We start from the raw sequence: 17,214 nt of genomic DNA on the forward strand, positions 1-17,214 counted from the left end.
TCATTCGTCCCTGGCTTGCAGTTGGCTGTACAGATCGCCTTCACTGAGCAAATCCTGTTTGCTGCGTTCGTTGTTCGCGGTGCTGATAGTGCGGTGTTTTGTGCTGTCATGAAAGTCCAGTGCGGCGAGGGCGAAGCGCTCCTTGTCAGCTGCCGAGGGTTCCTGGTGAAGCGCGACCGGCACGCGCTGGCCCGGATAGCACAGCCACAGCGGGCCTTTCTGTGAATAGGCTTCGGACAGTTTGAGGCGTTGCGGCTCATCGATATTGACCCGCCCGTCATCGCCGGTCTTACCTTCGAGCAGCGGTTTTTCTTCGCCGTCCTGAACGATCTTCCAGGAGGTATGTGCCAACGGGAAACCGTCATCGCCTGGAACATCAGTCAACGTGATGTCGAAGAAGTACTCCTTTGGCTTCGATTCCAGTTTGGGCGGCACAACGCCGGGTTTCGCATTTCCCAGCACATTGCCTGCCGCCGCTGACGGGGCGGGCACTGGCAACACCGGCATCAAAATCGCCAGCCCGGAGCCCATCCCCGCAGAGCCGCCGGCGTTCATTTTCACCACTGGCCCCACCACGGTAATTCCGCCGGCATCGAGCTTGATGAAACTCCCCCCGGCCTTGACCGTCAGTTCCATTCCAGCCTCGATCACCATTTTGTCGCCTGCCTTCAAGTGAATCTCTTTGCCCGCGTTCATCAATTGTGCGGTGCCGAGTTTGATGTGCTGGTTCTGGCCGACGGTGAGGTGGTCGTTGGCTTTGACCTCAATTTTCCGATCCGCAATCGTCGTCCGATGCTCTTCCGCCTTTAACTCGGTGTAGGTGTTCTTTTCCACCGTGTCATGCCGTTCATTGCCCACGCGAATCTTCTGGTCATGCTCGATGTTTTCATCCCAATCGCGCTGGGCATGCAGGTAGATCTGTTCCGCGCCTTTCTTGTCTTCGATCCGCAGTTCGTTGTATCCACCGCCGCCCGGTGAGCTGAGGGTTTTGAACACGGTGCGGGTTTTGTTCACCGGCAGTTCGTAGGGGACGAGGTTTTCCTTGTGGTACAGGCACCCGGTCACCAGCGGTTGATCGGGGTCGCCTTCGAGGAAGGTGACGAGGACTTCCATGCCGATGCGGGGGATGGCGATGGCGCCGTAGCGGTCGCCGGCCCAGGAGCTGGAGACGCGCATCCAGCAGCTGGTTTTGTCGTCGGCCAGGCCTTCGCGGTCCCAGTGGAATTGGACTTTGATGCGGCCGTATTGGTCGCAGTGGATTTCTTCACCTTTGGGGCCGGTGACCATCGCCGTTTGGCTGCCGAGGACACGGGGTTTCGGGTGTTCCAGGGCTGGGCGGTAGAACACGGCCCATGGCGTGGCGAGGAAGCGGTTGCGGTAGCCCTGGTGGAAGTCGTCTTTGTTGTCGGTGGTGTCGCTGGGTACCGATTCTTCGAGGACTTGCGGTTGTTTGCCTTCGTGGAGGATTTCGGTGAGCAGCCAGAGGTCGTTCCACTCGGTGCGCGGGTGGTCGGACATTTCCAGGAAGTGGCCGCTGATCAAACGTGTCTGGTCGCCCCAGCCTTCGGCTTGTTGGTAGTCGGCACGATGGCGTTCGAGGGCGCGTTGGCTGAGGAATTTGCCGCGCGCGCGGTCGATGAAGCGGCCCGGGTAGTCATAGTCTTCCAGGTCCGGTTCGGTGCTTTCGCCGTCGGGTTTGTACGCTGCTTCAAGTTGCAGGCGCGGCTTCTCAAAGTCGTAGTCGCGACGGGTCGTGCGGCTGGTGCGGGTTTCCAGACGCAGCTTGAAGCCTTTGATCACCGGCTCATCGGCGACCAATCCGCTGCCCTGCACATAGGCGGTCGGTTGGCCAAGTTTCGGGAACACGGTTTGGTCGTCGCCGAATACCAGCAAATGAGCTTTTTCGCTGTGCTGGAAGTGGTAGTGAATGCCTTCTTCTTCGCACAAACGCTGTACGAAATGCAGGTCGGTTTCATCGTACTGCACGCAGTAATCGCGGTCCGGGCACACGACGCTCAACTGGAAGCTGTAGGCGTTGGCCTTGATGCCGTGCTCGTCGAGGATCAACGCGATGATTTTCGGCGCCGACATCTGCTGGTAGATGCGCTGGTTGGTGCGGTGATGCAGGTATTGCAGTTGCGGCACCAGGGATATTTTGTAGCGGGTCAGGCGTTTGCCGGCATCGCCTTGGGCGACGCGGTAGATCTGGCCGTGGATGCCGCTATCGTTAGCGTCCAGCGCCAGAAATGCCTGTTTATGCAGCAGGGTTTCCAGGTCAAGGTCGGGATTTTCGCTGACCAGTTCCACTTCGAATGCGTAGGGTTGGCTGATGCCTTCGGTGCCGCTGAACGACAGCACTTGCAGGTCGTGCTCAAGACCTTCGATGGTCAGGCTGAAATGAGTCTCGTTGGCTGGGCTGAACATCTCTGGCTCCTTGAGGTGTCACGTTGCTCCATCAAAAACTGCTGGTGCGCGCACACAGAAGAGTGCGAGAGCCAGAATTGCGCCGGATGATAAAGGCTTAAAGTTGCGCAAGAAGTTGCGCACATAGGCTTAGAGGCGCTGTCCGTCTACGTCTTTCGGTTTTGATGCAAGATGTTTCTTGGCGATATGCCATCACTTTTTGCCTCGAAATAGCCGAGACGGCTACAGTAGCCTTCGCTTTCCAGCAGATTGAAGGTGAGGTTCATGGCTCGGTTCTATGATGCACGGGGCAATATTTATGCGGTGGTGACGCCCGAGGCGGTGCGCGGCGTTGGCATCCGCTTGCCTGCAACAGCCCAGGCGTCGGCGCTGACAAGAGACACCTGGAGTCGCGCGGCAGTGGATGCGTTTTGCGAGTGGCCGCAGGGAATGCGCCCGGATGGCGCGAAGGAGCATCGCTGTGACGGCCTGCTGATCGGTCCGTTTCAAGCCACGCCACCCTTTGACCTGTTGATCGTCAATACCGATGGCACCCTGGTCGAGCGCAGTGGCAATGGCTTGACGATTTTCTCTCAGGCGCTCGGTGAACACGGGTTGCTGCCAGGCGAGGAGCCTTGTTTGTTGCGGGTTCACCACGATAAAAGCGACGCGGTTTCTCCTGTGGAAACTTCCGTGAAACCGGCCGAGGTCGATGGCGTACAAGGTTTTTGGCTGGACCTTGGAAAGCCTTCGTTCGGAGCGCAAGCGGTGGGTGCGTTGGGCGTTGAAAGCGTGATGTTGAACGACCGTGACGTCAGCCATGTGCAACCGTTGTCAGTGCTCGAGCGGGCGTGGTGCCGCAGCCAGTTTGTGCGGATTGGCAATCCCCATTGCGTAACGCTGGTCACCAACGCCGAGGCCTTGCCGGACAACGAGCAGATGCGTGAACCGGGTTTGTCTGAAGGGCTGACGCGTATCGCCTACGCCATGCCGACCGGGGCAGGGCAGCCGTGTGTGGCGGGGGTGAATCTGCAATGGGCGATGCTTGAGTCTGAAGGAAGGATCGTCGCGCGGGTGTTTGAGCGCGGGGAAGGGCCGACGGCATCGTCAGGCACCAGCGCCAGTGCGGTGGCTAGCGCGGCTTGGCGGGTGGGGTGGGTAGCAGTGGGTGAAGTGAAAGTGGTTATGCCTGGTGGGACGGCGCCGATTCTTTTGGAAGAGCAGGGCGGTGAATTGAGTCGGGTGAGGTTGTTTGGTACGGCGCGGTTGATGGATTGAATTCCAGATTGCCTTCGCGAGCAAGCCCGCTCCCACATGGGATGTTCAGTGGACACAAATTTTGTGTTCGACACAGACCTAATGTGGGAGCGGGCTTGCTCGCGAAGAGGCCCGCCCGGTCAGCGAAAATTCAAACCGGTTGCGCCCATTCAACCACCGGCATCTGCCGCTTCATCAACACCTCTCCGCCGCGAATCGAATACAGCGGCAGACCCTGGCTACGAATCACCTCGTAATCACTGTCCGCCGACAGGATCAGCAAATTCGCCGGCCGCCCGCGCTCGAGTCCATAACGGTCCCCCAACGCCATGGCCTTGGCGCTGTTGTCTGTCACCAGATCCAGCGCACTTTGCAGGTTGCGGTAGCCGAGCATGTGGCAGATATGCAGGCCGGCTTCGAGCACCCGCAGGATGTTGCCGTTGCCCAGCGGATACCAAGGATCGACGATCGAATCCTGGCCGAAACACACGTTCATCCCCGCTTCGAGCAGCTCGTTGACCCGGGTTACGCCACGGCGTTTCGGGAAGTTATCGAAGCGTCCTTGCAGGTGAATGCTTTCGGTCGGGCAGGAGACGAAGCTGATCCCGGAATGGCTGAGCAAGCGGAACAGTTTGGCGCAGTAGGCGTTGTCGTAGGAGCCCATCGCCGTGGTGTGGCTGGCCGTAACCCGCGAACCCATGTCGCGGCTGCGGGCTTCTTCGGCCAGTACTTCGAGGAAGCGTGAATGCGGGTCGTCGGTTTCATCGCAGTGCACGTCCACCAGGCAACCGGTGCGCTCGGCCAGGTCCATCAGGAACTTCACCGAACTCACGCCCTGATCCCGGGTGTACTCGAAATGTGGAATGCCGCCGACCACATCGGCGCCCATGCGAATGGCTTCTTCCATCAGCTCGCGACCGTTGCGGTACGACTCGATGCCTTCCTGGGGGAACGCGACGATCTGCAGGTCGATCAGGTGACGGCTTTCTTCGCGTACTTCCAGCATGGCTTTGAGCGCGGTCAAGGTCGGGTCGGTGACATCGACGTGGGTGCGCACATGCTGGATGCCGTGGGCGGCCAAGGCCTGGATGGTTTTCTTCGCGCGGGTCTTGGTGTCTTCGAGGGTGATGGTCGCCTTGCGCTCGCCCCAGCATTCGATGCCTTCGAACAGCGTGCCACTCATGTTCCAGCGCGGCTCGCCGGCGGTCAGCGTGGCGTCGAGGTGGATGTGCGGCTCGACGAAAGGTGGCACCACCAGGTTGCCGCCGGCGTCGAGGTCGTCGGGGCCCAGGGTCGGGGCTTCGGTCTGCCGGGCGATGTTGCCGATCAGGCCGTTTTCCAGGTGCAACTCATGCAGGCCTTCTTGGTTGCGCAGGCGGGCGTTGATGATGTGCATCAGGCGAATCCTTTTATAGATCTTGTAGTGGTGCATCGGCAGTGCGGATACCCAGCACGCCGGTCAATATCACATACGTTAGCGCGGCAGCGGCGATGCCTACCAGCGGCGCGACCCACGGCGAGCTGAATGCGGCGACTGTGCCGACCGCATAAGCACTCAGGCCGGGCCAGTTGAACGCCGGCAGCCGCGCATCGGCCAGTCGAGGATATTGACCGCGATAACGGAAGAAAAAGTCCGCCATGATCACACCGCCAATCGGCGGAATCACCGTGCCGAGCAAAATCAGATAAGGCACCAGCATGTCGTACATGCCCAGCAGCGCGAGCAAGGTGCCGATCACCGCGCCGGCCAGGGTCACAGTTTTGCGCCGCCCGGTGCGCAGCAGGTTGCAACCGGCAACGGCGAAGTTGTAGATGGTGTTGTCCTGGGTGCTCCAGATATTGAGCAACAACATCGCCATCGCGGCCATGGCGAAGCCTTGCAACAGCAGCACTTCGACCACGTCTGGCTGCTGATAGACGATGGCTCCGTAGGCGCCGATCAGCACCATCAGGCCATTGCCGATGAAGAAGCCGATCAGGCTCGCCAGCACTGCGACCCGCGCCGAACGGGAGAAGCGCGTCCAGTTGGTCGCTTGGGTGGCGCCGCTGACGAAGGTGCCGAACACCAGGGTAATCGCCGTCGACCAATCCAGCGTGCCGGTCGGCACCACGGCGAGCAATCCGTCGAGCCCGCCGACCTTGAGCGTGGCGACCCACATCGACAGCATCAGCAGCAACATCATCGCCGGCACCGCGATGTACGACAGGATCTCCAGTCCGCGATAACCGACATACGCGGTTGCGCAAAACACCAGGCCGAACAGCACCATCAGCCCGAGCACCGTGCCTTGTTCCAGTTCGAAATACTTGCCCAGCACCACGGCAGCCGTGGCCGTGCCCCAGGCGTACCAGCCGATCTGGGTGAACCCGAGGATCAAGTCACTGAGCTTGCTGCCCACCTCACCGAAACAGAAACGGCCCATCAAAACCGAGTTGAGGCCGCTCTTGAAGGCGATGTAACCAAGGCCTGCGGCGTAGATCCCCAGCAGCAGATTGCCGACGACAATCACCGCCATCATCTCGCCAAAACTGAACGCCACGCCAAGCTTGCCGCCGGCGAACATGGTCGCGGTGAAGAAGGTGAAACCGAGCAGCACCATGGCGGTGGAGGCGAGGCCTTTGCGGGCGTGCATCGGGACTTCGCTGAGGGGGTAATCGTTTCCCGGATCGTTCTGCGTCATGGGGCGTTCCTTGCTGGATGAGAGACGCGGGGAGGGTTGCAGTGGTCGTGCCAAGCGTGAGGTGATGGGGTTATTTATAGACGAGGCGGGGGATCAGGGCGCGAAAGCGGTGCAGATGGCGCAACACAAGACCCATGTGGGAGCGGGCTTGCTCGCGAAAGCGGTGTGTCAGCAGTATCAATGGCGACTGGTTCACCGCATTCGCGAGCAAGCCCGCTCCCACAGGGGAATCGGTTTCGTCAGGGGGATTTGTGTAAAGGCAGAAACCACAGCAACGCCGCGACGATCGCTTCCGGCGCATCTTCTTGCACCAGGTGTCCGGCGTTTGGAATGGCGTGGAAACGCGAGCCCGGAATCATCCCGTGCAGCGCCTGACCGCGCTCGATGGGAATCCACTGATCATCCTCGCCCCACAGGATCTGCACCGGGCAGCGGATTGTCGGGTACAGCGCTTCGGCCTCGCGGGTGTAGCGCTCGTCCATTTGCGCGATCTGCCGATAGAACGCCGCTTGCCCCGGTTCCCCCAGCCATGGTTGCACGTAGGGCGCCAGTTCATGCTCAGAAATATCGCGCTTGATCGCGCCGCGAATATAGGTCGGCACAATGGCGCGCTGGATGTAGTCGGGTATTCCACTGAACGCCGCTTCATGCTGACGAACATGCTGCACGAACGGCGAGCCCCAAGGCGTCAGCGCCACCGGGTCGATCAGGGTCAGGCTGCGGTAGTTTTTGCCATTCAACAGATGCGTGCGCAGGGCGGTGGCGCCACCGAAATCGTGGGCCACCACGTCGGGTTGCTCCAGGCCCCAGTGGTCGAGCAACTGGGCCAGCAGATCGTTCTGCACGCCGAGGGATACATCACCGTCGTTTTTCTCGGATTGCCCGTAGCCCAGCAGATCGAAGTAATGCACCCGATGCGTGGCGATGAAATGCGGCGCGATGCGGTGCCACACGTAAGAAGAAAACGGCGTGCCATGCACAAACACCAACGGCGGGCCGTCGCCGCGCACGGCGTAGCGAACGGAGTGCCCGTTGAAGCGATAGGTTTGAGGCAGAGGCCAGTCAGTCATGGGGGTGTCCTCTTGGCGGGGGGGAGCCAAAAAGCATAGGCATCTTAGGACAGGACGAATGCAACACCTGACGAAACGCATTCCCCCCTGTGGGAGCGGGCTTGCTCGCGAAAGCGGTGTATCAGTCACTATTGATGTTGGCTAGCCCGGCCCCTTCGCGAGCAAGCCCGCTCCCACAGGGGACTTGGGCCAGACGCTGATTCTGTGTCCAGCGAAGATCCATTGTGGGAGCGAGCTTGCTCGCGATAGCGTCTGCGTATTCAACATCAAGGTGGCTGACAGACCGCCATCGCGAGCAAGCTCGCTCCCACAGGAGGTTGTGCCGGACGCTGATCCTGTGTCTAGCCCAATACTTTACTCATGTGCACCCGACGCAAGCCGTTCTCTTCGACCCGATGGGTTTCGACATACCCGCGGCGGGTGTACAGCGCGATGTTTTCGCTCATGGCTTCGTTGGTGTAGAGCCGGATCGTCGGGTAACCCGCTTCTCGCGCATGGCGTTCGGCGTACTCGAGTAACTGCCGGCCATGGCCTTGGCCCTTGAACGCCGGGCTGACCGCGATGTTGTCCAGCAGCAAATACTCTTCGGTGTCGATCAGTACCACAAAACCGCTGAGTGCCTGTTGGTCGGCGAGCACGTGCACGCGCCTGGCCAGCACTTGGCTGGCGTAGTCATCCAGCATCGGCGCCGGTTTACGGCCGATACGCTCGATGTAAGGCGAGTAAGCCGCCTCGACGATGGCCTCGATCTGCGCGATATCCTCAAGCGTAGCGGGGCGAATGAGCAGTGACATGAGGCGGGTTCCTTCGGGCCAAGGATGGGGCCTGACTGTACTCGGCGTGGAGGCGAAACGACAGGCATAAAAAAACCACCGTCGCCGGTGGTTCTTTTGAATCAGCTGTTTTATTCGCCGCGATAAATGCAGCCGCTGGTGCAGGTTTCGTGGATACGAATCGCGCTGAGTTCCGGCAGCAGTGGCTTCAACTCGGTCCAGATCCACTTGGCCAGCACTTCGCTGGTCGGGTTTTCCAGGCCAGGAATGTCGTTCAAATAGTTGTGATCGAGGCGCTCATACAACGGCTTGAAGATCGCCTTGATTTCCGAGAAGTCGCGGATCCAGCCGGTATGCGGATCGAGGTCGCCGCTCAAGTGGATCGCCACTTTGAACGAGTGACCGTGCAGGCGACCGCACTTGTGACCGTCCGGTACGTGGGGCAGGCGGTGGGCGGATTCGAACGTAAACTCTTTGAAGATTTCCACAGTGATTTTCAGCTCTGTCAGGTGGCGATCGCCGCGGCGATGTGGGCAGGCGGCGAGTTTACCAGAGCGCCGGGCAAAACACTGACTAAAGGGTCAGCAAGCGCTCGCCGAGGCGACCACTGGCGGCCAGTTCGAGGAACTCGTCGCCCATCCGACGGCTTTCCTCCATCGCCGCGCGCCAGTATTTCTGCCGGCTCGGCGCATCGCCCATGAAGCGCTTGAAGTCATTACGATCCGGCAGTTTGCCGTAGGGCAGGCGCGCCAGGTAATCCTTCGACGGCGCCAGCAGCAGGACATCCTGCAAGCGCGTCGGACAGGCGCGGCGCCACGGCAGGGTCTTGTCGAACCAGCCGGGAATGATCCGGTCGGTGAAGTGCGGATACAGCACGATGTCGTTGCCGCTGTAGGGCAAGTCGAGGTGATAGTCCAACAAACCGCCGTCGCGAAAGGTCCCGGCGCCGGCGCCGGGCAAGTCCCGCACGCCTTCCATGACCATCGGGATCGAGCCCGACGCCAGCAAGGCCTGACGCAAGTTGCCGGCGTTCAGCGCGACGAAACGCGACGGGAAGTCATTCAGCGCATTGACCGGCGGCGCCAGGCGCGGGTCGTGGATGATCAACCGCTCGAAATGCCGCGACAGCCGCGCGCGGCCCCGCAGGTTGTCGGCGATCACCGACGACAGGCCCAGCCCCAGGCGACCGCGATGGTCATGGGCGAGCAGACCGTGACTTTTGACCACCATGATGTTGAGTCGGTAATGCGCATTGTCGAGGATCGTGGCGTCGCGCCCGTCCAGCAGCTCATCGAGCATGCGCCGGGAGCTCTGGCTGATCTGCGCCATGGTCACGCCTTTGTCGAAATTCTGCTCGGTGTACAGATGACCGAGTCGCTGGATGCCTTCGGCGGCGTCCGGCAAACAAGCGCTGGCAAACCGCCAGGAACCCACCGACGCACCAATCAACGATCGCTCTCGCGGTGCCGTCGGCAGCCATTCGCCGAACAGCGCCAGGTCCAGACCTTGAATCCCCAACGCCTTGGGCCCACCGGCCGCGCCCGGCAGCGTGCCGACGTCGGTGGCGCTCAGGCCGTTTTCACGAATGCGCGCAAAGGCCCGAGGGCCGGCCTTGAGGGTCAGGGACGGGAACTTGATGTGGATAGCGGTCATACCGGTCTCGATGTCTGGCAAGCGGGGGATTATAGACATCCAAAATCCCCCTGTGGGAGCGGGCTTGCTCGCGAAAGCGGTGTGTCAGTCGATACACATGTTGCCTGACACACCGCTTTCGCGAGCAAGCCCGCTCCCACGGGTTTTATGCATATTGTGTGTGCTGTGTTGTCATGACCAATGATGGCAATTCAGTTTCAGTTAAGTTCGCCCCGCTATGGTGCACCCCGTACGCAACACATAAAAATACGGAGACACCCCATGAAAACCCTGACTGCCCTGTTCACCGCGTCCATTCTCGCCATGACTGCCAGCCTCGCCCACGCCCGAGACCTGGGCCCCGACGAAGCCCTGAGGTTGCGCGACGCTGGTACCATTGTGTCTTTCGAGAAGCTCAATGCCATCGCCCTGGCCAAACACCCGGGCGCCAAGGTTACCGAAACCGAGCTGGAAGAAGAGTACGGCAAGTACATCTACCAGGTGGAACTGCGTGACCCGCAGGGCATTGAGTGGGACCTGGAATTGGACGCTGTCAGCGGGCAGGTTCTCAAGGATCATCAGGATACGTAATGAAGGTGTTTTCCGTTTCACGCATGACGCTGGGGCTTCTGGCATTTTGCTCGGTGGTCATGGCCCGCGACCTGGATCAGGACGAAGCCCTGCGCTTGCGTCAGCAGGGCGTGATCCTGCCGCTCGAACAACTGCTGCAACAGGCGCTGGATCGCTATCCCGGGTCCAAGTTGCTGGAAGCCGAGCTCGAAGAAAAACACGACGTCTACATTTATGAAGTCGAGTTGCTGACCACCGAAGGCGTGGTCCGCGAGCTGGACATCGAGGCCGCCACTGGCCGTTTATTGAAAGACAAGGAAGATTGACCGATGCGATTGCTGCTGGTGGAAGACCACGTGCCCCTGGCCGACGAATTGATGACCGGCCTCAACCGCCAGGGCTACGCCGTGGACTGGCTGGCCGACGGGCGCGACGCGGTGTACCAGGGCAGCAGCGAACCTTATGACCTGATCATCCTCGACCTCGGCCTGCCGGGTTTGCCGGGGCTCGAAGTGCTGACCCAATGGCGCGCCGGAGGGTTGTCGACGCCGGTGCTGATCCTCACCGCACGGGATTCCTGGGCCGAACGCATCGAAGGCCTCAAGGCTGGCGCCGATGATTACCTGAGCAAACCCTTTCACCCTGAAGAACTGCACTTGCGAGTCCAGGCGTTGTTGCGCCGCTCCCACGGCCAGGCCAACCAGCCAACGCTCAAGGCCGCCGGGCTGCACCTGGATGAAGGTCGCCAGTGCGTGACCCGCGACGGCGCCGACATTCAGCTCACCGCCGCCGAATTCCGTCTGCTGCGCTATTTCATGCTGCACCCCGAACAGATCCTCTCCAAAAGTCACCTCGCCGAACACCTCTACGACGGTGAAACCGAGCGTGATTCGAATGTGTTGGAAGTTCACGTCAACCACCTGCGGCGCAAGCTCGGGCGCAGCGTGATCGAAACCCGTCGCGGCCAGGGTTACCTGTTCGGCGGGCAAGCCCAGTGAGGTCGATCCAGCGCCGCTTGAGTCTGGGCCTGATCAGCGTGATGGTGATCGTCGGCCTGGTGCTGGCGCAAACCAGTTTGTGGCTGTTCGAAATGGGCTTGCAGCGCTACCTCGAAGCCGGGCTGCGCAACGACAGTGAAAACCTGCTGGCCGCGTTGGTGCGCGGGCCCCAGGGTTTGCAACTGGATGAACGACATTTGGCGCCGGCCTATCAACGGCCGTTTTCCGGGCATTACTTCCGCATCGATTTTGCCGACAGCCACTGGCGCTCACGTTCGTTGTGGGATCAGGAATTGCCACGGCTGGATTACGCTGGGTTACACAGCAATCTGCAACTCGGCCCGGAAGGCCAGCAACTGCTGATCCTGCGCTCGGACTATCGGCGTCTGGGCCAATCGATTTCCATCAGCGTGGCGCAGGATTACACGCCGGTGCGCGAGAGCTTTTTGCGCATGCAACAGGTCGGGCTCGGGCTCGGGTTGGCAGGGTTGCTGCTGATTCTGCTGCTGCAACGGATCACCGTGCGCCGCGCCTTGCGTCCACTGGAAAAGGCCCGCGAGCAAATCGCGCAACTGCAGCAAGGCCAGCGCTCGCAACTGGACGATCAGGTGCCGGTGGAGCTGGAGCCACTGGTGGCGCAGATCAACCATTTGCTCGCCCACACCGAAGACAGCCTCAAGCGTTCGCGCAATGCCCTGGGCAACCTCGGGCATGCCTTGAAAACACCGCTGGCGGTGTTGCTCAGCCTGGCATCCAGCGAAAAACTCGATGCTCACCCGGAGCTGCGCAAGGTCATCCAGCAACAGCTGGAACAGGTGCAGCAACGGCTCAATCGCGAACTCAATCGCGCCCGGTTGTCCGGCGATGCCTTGCCCGGTGTGTTGTTCGATTGCGATGCGGAGCTGCCGGGGTTACTCGCCACGTTGAACATGATTCACGGCGAACACCTTGAGCTGAGCTACCGCGCACCCGCCGGTTTGCTGCTGCCCTGGGACCGCGAGGACTTGCTGGAACTGCTCGGCAATCTGCTGGATAACGCCTGCAAATGGGCGGACGCCGAGGTTCGCTTGAGCGTGGTCGAAATGGCCGACAAATTTGAACTGAGCGTGGAAGACGACGGCCCGGGCATTCCCGAAGACCAGCGCGCCCAGGTGTTCAGTCGCGGCACGCGGCTGGATGAACAGACCGATGGGCATGGCCTGGGACTGGGCATCGTGCGCGACATCGTCGACACCTGGGGCGGCACGTTGCTGTTGCAGGAAAGCGAGTGGGGTGGGCTGAAAGTCGTGATCGAACTGCCCAAGCGCTGACACTGAAGTCCAAACAATGAGCAACTTGTGGCGAGGGAGCTTGCCTGTGGCGAGGGAGCTTGCCTGTGGCGAGGGGGCTTGCCTGTGGCGAGGGGGCTTGCCCCCGTTGGGTTGCGAAGCGGCCCCAAAAAAAGCGGGCCTGCTGCGCAGTCCAACGGGGGCAAGCCCCCTCGCCACAGATAAACGCCAGCCATGAGGCCAGTGCCGTTCTTATGTGTGATGAATCTCCCGATCCTTGGTTTCCGGCATAAAGAAGATCCCCAGCACCGCCGTCATCACCGCAATCACAATCGGGTACCACAACCCGTAATAGATATCCCCGGTAGCCGCGACCATGGCAAACGCCACCGTCGGCAGGAACCCGCCGAACCAGCCATTGCCGATGTGATAGGGCAGCGACATCGAGGTGTAGCGGATGCGCGCCGGGAACAGCTCGACCAGCCACGCGGCAATCGGGCCGTAAACCATGGTCACGTAGATCACCAGGATCGTCAGCAACAGCAGGACCATCGGGTAATTGGTCTTCGCCGGGTCGGCCTTCTCAGGGTAACCGGCCTCCTTGAGCGCGGTGCTGAGGGTGGCGGTGAAGGCGTCGTTTTTAGCCTTGAAGTCAGCGGCGGGCATGTTGCTGCCTTCGAAGCTCGGGATCACCCTGTCGCCGATGCGCACCTGCGCCACAGTGCCGGGCTCGGCGCTGTCATTCTTGTAAGGGATGGCCCGTTTCGCCAGCAGGGTCTTGGCGAGGTCGCAGGAACTGGTGAATTTGGCCTTGCCCACCGGGTCGAACTGGAAGGAACACTGGTCCGGATTGGCAATCACCGTGACCGGGTTTTTCTCCTGGGCGATGAACACGTCGGGGTTACCGAATTGGGTCAGCGCATGGAAGATCGGGAAGTAGGTCAACGCCGCGAGAATGCAGCCAGCCATGATAATGCCCTTGCGGCCGATGCGGTCGGACAGGCTGCCGAAGATCACGAAGAACGGCGTGCCGATCAGCAACGAACCGGCAATCAACAGGTTGGCGGTTTGCGGGTCGATCTTCAGGGTTTGCAGCAGGAAGAACAGCGCATAGAACTGCCCGGTGTACCAGACCACGGCTTGGCCAGCGGTGCCGCCAAGCAGGGCCATGATCACGATTTTCAGGTTTTCCCAACGGGCGAAGGATTCGGTCAGCGGTGCTTTTGAGGCCTTGCCTTCCTCCTTCATTTTCAAGAACACCGGCGACTCGCTGAGTTGCAGGCGGATGTACACCGAGACAATCAGCAGCAGGATCGACAGCAGGAACGGAATCCGCCAGCCCCAGGCCTCGAAGGCTTCGGTGCCGAGCGCGGTGCGGCAGGCGAGGATCACTAGCAGCGAGAGGAACAGGCCGAGGGTCGCGGTGGTTTGAATCCACGAGGTGAAGTAGCCGCGTTTACCTTTCGGCGCATGTTCCGCGACATACGTGGCCGCGCCGCCGTACTCACCGCCCAACGCCAGGCCTTGCAGCAGACGCAGGGTGATCAGGATGATCGGCGCCGCTACGCCGATGGTCGCGTAGCCGGGCAGGAAACCCACGATGGCCGTGGAGATACCCATGATCACAATGGTGATGAGGAACGTGTGCTTGCGCCCGATCATGTCGCCCAACCGGCCGAACACAATCGCACCGAACGGACGCACGGCGAAGCCTGCGGCGAAGGCGAGCAGGGCGAAGATGAAGGCGGTTGTCTCGTTGACGCCAGCGAAGAAGTGCTTGGCGATGATCGCGGCGAGGGAGCCGTAGAGGTAAAAGTCGTACCACTCGAAAACAGTGCCCAGGGACGAAGCGAAAATGACCTTGCGCTCCTCCTTGGTGATGCTGTGGTGGGGCGCGCTGCCTGTGCCCGTGGTTGTGCTGTCGATTACGGCCATGGGTCTTCTCCGTCTTGCTCTTGTTGTAGGCCGGAGCACCTCATTACTCTTATTGTCGCACCCAGGCCCTGGGGCTGATGTCATGGGATTGCGCGAAGCATGGAACAGACAGTCTCGTGTTGCGGCGAAGCTTCCTAAAGCATAATCACGTTCGCGCAAATATCCACTCGCTGCCCGCTCAAACCCCAGAACCTGTGGAGATCCTGTGGGAGCGGGCTTGCTCGCGAAGAGGCCATGCCAGTCGAAATCAATGGCGGCTGACACACCGCTTTCGCGAGCAAGCCCGCTCCCACAGGGGATTAGGGTGTTTGAGGGATCTTGAATCAGACCCGGAACTGATCCATCAAGCTCTGCTGCTGATTCGCCAGGCTGTTCAGCGACTGGCTGACCCGCGCCGACTCATTGGCCTGTCCCGACAGCGACTCGGTCACGTCACGAATGGTCGCGACGTTGTTGTTGATCTCCTCGGCCACCGCGCTCTGTTCCTCGGCGGCACTGGCGATTTGCAGGTTCATGTCGCTGATGACCGTCACCGCATCGCCGATCTGGCGCAACGCGGTCACCGCTTGGCCGACTTGCTCGACGCTGCCCTGGGCCTGACGATGGCTGTTGTTCATCGAGTTGACCACGTCCTGGGTGCCGCTCTGCAATTGCTCGATCACCTGGCGGGTTTCCTCGACCGACTCCTGGGTGCGCCGCGCCAGGTTGCGCACTTCATCGGCCACCACGGCAAAACCGCGTCCGGCTTCACCGGCACGCGCCGCTTCGATCGCCGCGTTAAGCGCCAACAGGTTGGTCTGCTCGGCGATCGCACGAATCACTTCCAGCACCGAACCGATCTTCTCGCTGTTCGCCGCCAGGCCTTCGACCTGCACCATCGCCGCACTCATGTCGGCGGCGAGGTTATCGATGCTGGCGGTGGTGCGGTCGATCACGGTCAAACCCTGGCGGGTCGCCTGATCCGCATCTCGTGCTGCGTGAGCCGCCTGGGCCGCGCTGCGTGCGACGTCCTGGGCGGTGGCGCTCATTTCGTGGGAAGCGGTGGCCACCTGATCGACCTGACGGTATTGCTGCTCCATGCCGGCGCTGGTCTGGGTGGCGATGGCGGAGGATTGGTCCGCCGTGCTGCGCGCGTCCTGCACCGAGCGTTTCACCTCGGCGATGATCGGTTGCAGCTTGTCGAGGAAGCGGTTGAACCAGCCGGCCAACTGTCCCAGCTCATCTTTCTTGTCATAGGCCAGGCGCCGGGTCAGGTCACCTTCGCCGCTGGCGATGTCTTCGAGCATATGCGCCACGCCGAGGATCGGTTTGGTCACGCTGCGGGCCATCAACCACACCAGCAGCAGGCCGATCAACGCGGCGAGCACACCCAGACCGAGCTCGACCAGCGAGCCGGCGCGGTTGCTTTCGTCGAGTTGTTTTTTCAGCGCTTCGGCCGGACCGACCAGGACTTTCTCCGGCACGTCGAGCAACACGCCCCAAGGCTTGCCGCCCGGAATCGGCTGGAACGGCGACAACACTTTCAACTGCTGATTGCTGTGCAGGCTGGCGGTTTTGCTGCTGGCGGCGAGCATCCGAATCAGCTCGGCGCCGTTGGTTTTGTCCACGGTGTCCAGGCGCTGGCTGAGTTTGCTGGCGTCTGGGCTGTAACCGGCGAGCAGGCCGACCGGGCTGAGAATGCTGACGCTGGTCTGGCCGTCATAGAGCTTTTTGCTCGCGCCCTGGCTGATCGCTTGCAGGCTGTTGAGGTTGATGTCCACCGACAGCGAGGCGATGACTTTGCCGTTGACCATCAGCGGGAACACGATGCTGGTCATCAGCACGTTCTGGCCGTCGATCACATAGAAGTATGGTTCGATCACACACGGCTTGAGCGTGGTGCGCGGGCAGGTGAACCAGGCGTTGGCCGCCTCGCCGCTGGGGCCGGTGCTGGTGTCGGCCATGTCGCTTTCCGGCAGGGCCATCGACGTCACTTTGCCCGGCGTCGGTTGCGACCAGTACAGGGCGAAGCGGCCCTTGTCGTTGCTGCCGAGCTCAGCCTGGCCGGCGAACAGTTCATCCTTGCCGTCCAGCGCATTGGCTTCGAACACCAGGGACAGGCCGAGCAGTTCCGGGTTGGCTTGCAGCGCCGATTTGACCTGGCGGGTCAGGTCTTCACGCAGGTCGAAGGCGTCGAGAAAACGCTTTTCGGCCTGATCGCGCAGGAACAGCACCTGGCGCGAGAAACCGTGGCCGTATTGATAGGCGTCCATGAACTGCTGACGAATATTCAGCGCCTGGTTTTCACCCTGGGACTCGATCCGCGCCTGGGCGGCTTCGTTGAGCATCTCCATGCTCGACGCTTTCACCAGCGCGGAACTGTGCTCCATGCGATACAGCGAAAGACCCACCAACAGGGTCACGATACCCGCCAGGCAGAGCCCGGCCAGCAGGGTGATTTTCCATTGGATGGAGAGTTGTCTGAGCGACATGGAGACGTCCTTATTCGATATTTATCTGAGACTTTGCACTGTAACGGCCGCGAATCGTCTTTCTTAAGGACGAATCAGACCTGTAGGAGCGAGGCTTGCCCGCGATGGCGTCGGCACATTCAACATTGATGTGACTGACACACCGCCATCGCGGGC

The 17,214-nt window shown here is 61.0% G+C and carries 14 protein-coding genes and 1 pseudogene; 5 read left to right on the forward strand and 10 right to left on the reverse strand.

Translation table 11 applies throughout. The annotated features are described in order from the left end of the window. A complete protein-coding gene (locus tag NK667_RS05640; protein ID WP_083471409.1) occupies positions 1-2,424 on the reverse strand; it encodes a type VI secretion system Vgr family protein in 2,424 nt (807 codons plus the stop codon). Positions 2,425-2,688: 264 nt separating this feature from the next. On the opposite strand from NK667_RS05640, the gene NK667_RS05645 reads away from it, so the two are divergent. Next, positions 2,689-3,681, forward strand: coding sequence for a diaminopimelate epimerase (locus tag NK667_RS05645; protein WP_054617322.1), 993 nt, complete (start codon positions 2,689-2,691; stop codon positions 3,679-3,681). Between the two features lie 130 nt (positions 3,682-3,811). On the opposite strand, the gene codA is transcribed toward NK667_RS05645, so the two are convergent. From codA to NK667_RS05675, 6 genes are all read right to left on the reverse strand, one after another. Continuing rightward, entirely contained in the window at positions 3,812-5,056 is a 1,245-nt protein-coding gene (gene codA / locus NK667_RS05650; protein WP_054617321.1) for a cytosine deaminase, read from the reverse strand. Between the two features lie 13 nt (positions 5,057-5,069). Next, a complete protein-coding gene (codB, locus tag NK667_RS05655; protein WP_054617320.1) occupies positions 5,070-6,341 on the reverse strand; it encodes a cytosine permease in 1,272 nt (423 codons plus the stop codon). A gap of 239 nt (positions 6,342-6,580) precedes the next feature. Next, positions 6,581-7,411 carry an alpha/beta fold hydrolase gene (locus tag NK667_RS05660; protein WP_054617319.1) on the reverse strand — a complete coding sequence of 277 codons (831 nt, stop codon included), beginning with the start codon at positions 7,409-7,411 and terminating at the stop codon, positions 6,581-6,583. Positions 7,412-7,752: 341 nt separating this feature from the next. After that, positions 7,753-8,205 (reverse strand): GNAT family N-acetyltransferase, encoded by a 453-nt coding sequence (locus tag NK667_RS05665; protein ID WP_054617318.1) that lies wholly within the window; start codon positions 8,203-8,205, stop codon positions 7,753-7,755. A 110-nt stretch (positions 8,206-8,315) separates the two neighbouring features. After that, a complete protein-coding gene (gene queD / locus NK667_RS05670) occupies positions 8,316-8,672 on the reverse strand; it encodes a 6-carboxytetrahydropterin synthase QueD (protein WP_017736453.1) in 357 nt (118 codons plus the stop codon). 85 nt (positions 8,673-8,757) lie between these two features. Then, positions 8,758-9,837, reverse strand: coding sequence for a hypothetical protein (locus tag NK667_RS05675; protein ID WP_054617317.1), 1,080 nt, complete (start codon positions 9,835-9,837; stop codon positions 8,758-8,760). 261 nt (positions 9,838-10,098) lie between these two features. On the opposite strand from NK667_RS05675, the gene NK667_RS05680 reads away from it, so the two are divergent. From NK667_RS05680 to NK667_RS05695, 4 genes are read left to right on the forward strand one after another with little or no spacing between them, the layout of a single operon-like run. Beyond that, complete coding sequence (locus NK667_RS05680) at positions 10,099-10,407, forward strand: PepSY domain-containing protein (RefSeq protein ID WP_054617316.1); 309 nt, start codon at positions 10,099-10,101, stop codon at positions 10,405-10,407. Continuing rightward, positions 10,407-10,712 carry a PepSY domain-containing protein gene (locus tag NK667_RS05685; RefSeq protein WP_054617315.1) on the forward strand — a complete coding sequence of 102 codons (306 nt, stop codon included), beginning with the start codon at positions 10,407-10,409 and terminating at the stop codon, positions 10,710-10,712. Before NK667_RS05680 ends, NK667_RS05685 begins: the two co-directional genes overlap by 1 nt. 3 nt (positions 10,713-10,715) lie before the next feature. After that, on the forward strand, positions 10,716-11,384 hold the full coding sequence (locus NK667_RS05690) for a response regulator transcription factor (RefSeq protein ID WP_054617314.1): 669 nt from the start codon (positions 10,716-10,718) through the stop codon (positions 11,382-11,384). Next, positions 11,381-12,694, forward strand: coding sequence for a sensor histidine kinase (locus NK667_RS05695; protein WP_054617313.1), 1,314 nt, complete (start codon positions 11,381-11,383; stop codon positions 12,692-12,694). The genes NK667_RS05690 and NK667_RS05695 overlap by 4 nt, the downstream gene beginning before the upstream one ends. 210 nt (positions 12,695-12,904) lie before the next feature. On the opposite strand, the gene NK667_RS05700 is transcribed toward NK667_RS05695, so the two are convergent. From NK667_RS05700 to NK667_RS32775, 3 genes and pseudogenes are all read right to left on the reverse strand, one after another. Next, positions 12,905-14,587, reverse strand: coding sequence for an MFS transporter (locus NK667_RS05700; protein ID WP_054617312.1), 1,683 nt, complete (start codon positions 14,585-14,587; stop codon positions 12,905-12,907). Between the two features lie 323 nt (positions 14,588-14,910). After that, the gene (locus NK667_RS32770) at positions 14,911-15,666 is read right to left on the reverse strand and encodes a methyl-accepting chemotaxis protein (RefSeq protein ID WP_420852081.1); all 756 of its coding nucleotides are present in this window, start codon (positions 15,664-15,666) and stop codon (positions 14,911-14,913) included. Positions 15,667-15,768: 102 nt separating this feature from the next. After that, positions 15,769-17,058: pseudogene (locus NK667_RS32775) on the reverse strand (PDC sensor domain-containing protein); the annotation flags it as partial. Positions 17,059-17,214 lie beyond the last annotated feature (156 nt).

It is taken from the genome of Pseudomonas nunensis, from assembly GCF_024296925.1.
Classification (GTDB): domain Bacteria; phylum Pseudomonadota; class Gammaproteobacteria; order Pseudomonadales; family Pseudomonadaceae; genus Aquipseudomonas; species Aquipseudomonas nunensis.

Excerpts from the sequence above, each read along its gene's own strand:
- codB (WP_054617320.1), bottom strand. The coding sequence starts at position 6,341 with ATGACGCAGAACGATCCGGGAAACGATTACCCCCTCAGCGAAGTCCCG.
- NK667_RS05640 (WP_083471409.1), bottom strand. The coding sequence starts at position 2,424 with ATGTTCAGCCCAGCCAACGAGACTCATTTCAGCCTGACCATCGAAGGT.
- NK667_RS05645 (WP_054617322.1), top strand. The coding sequence starts at position 2,689 with ATGGCTCGGTTCTATGATGCACGGGGCAATATTTATGCGGTGGTGACG.
- NK667_RS05660 (WP_054617319.1), bottom strand. The coding sequence starts at position 7,411 with ATGACTGACTGGCCTCTGCCTCAAACCTATCGCTTCAACGGGCACTCC.
- NK667_RS05690 (WP_054617314.1), top strand. The coding sequence starts at position 10,716 with ATGCGATTGCTGCTGGTGGAAGACCACGTGCCCCTGGCCGACGAATTG.
- NK667_RS05675 (WP_054617317.1), bottom strand. The coding sequence starts at position 9,837 with ATGACCGCTATCCACATCAAGTTCCCGTCCCTGACCCTCAAGGCCGGC.
- NK667_RS05680 (WP_054617316.1), top strand. The coding sequence starts at position 10,099 with ATGAAAACCCTGACTGCCCTGTTCACCGCGTCCATTCTCGCCATGACT.
- NK667_RS05700 (WP_054617312.1), bottom strand. The coding sequence starts at position 14,587 with ATGGCCGTAATCGACAGCACAACCACGGGCACAGGCAGCGCGCCCCAC.
- codA (WP_054617321.1), bottom strand. The coding sequence starts at position 5,056 with ATGCACATCATCAACGCCCGCCTGCGCAACCAAGAAGGCCTGCATGAG.
- NK667_RS32770 (WP_420852081.1), bottom strand. The coding sequence starts at position 15,666 with ATGGAGCAGCAATACCGTCAGGTCGATCAGGTGGCCACCGCTTCCCAC.
- NK667_RS05665 (WP_054617318.1), bottom strand. The coding sequence starts at position 8,205 with ATGTCACTGCTCATTCGCCCCGCTACGCTTGAGGATATCGCGCAGATC.
- NK667_RS05685 (WP_054617315.1), top strand. The coding sequence starts at position 10,407 with ATGAAGGTGTTTTCCGTTTCACGCATGACGCTGGGGCTTCTGGCATTT.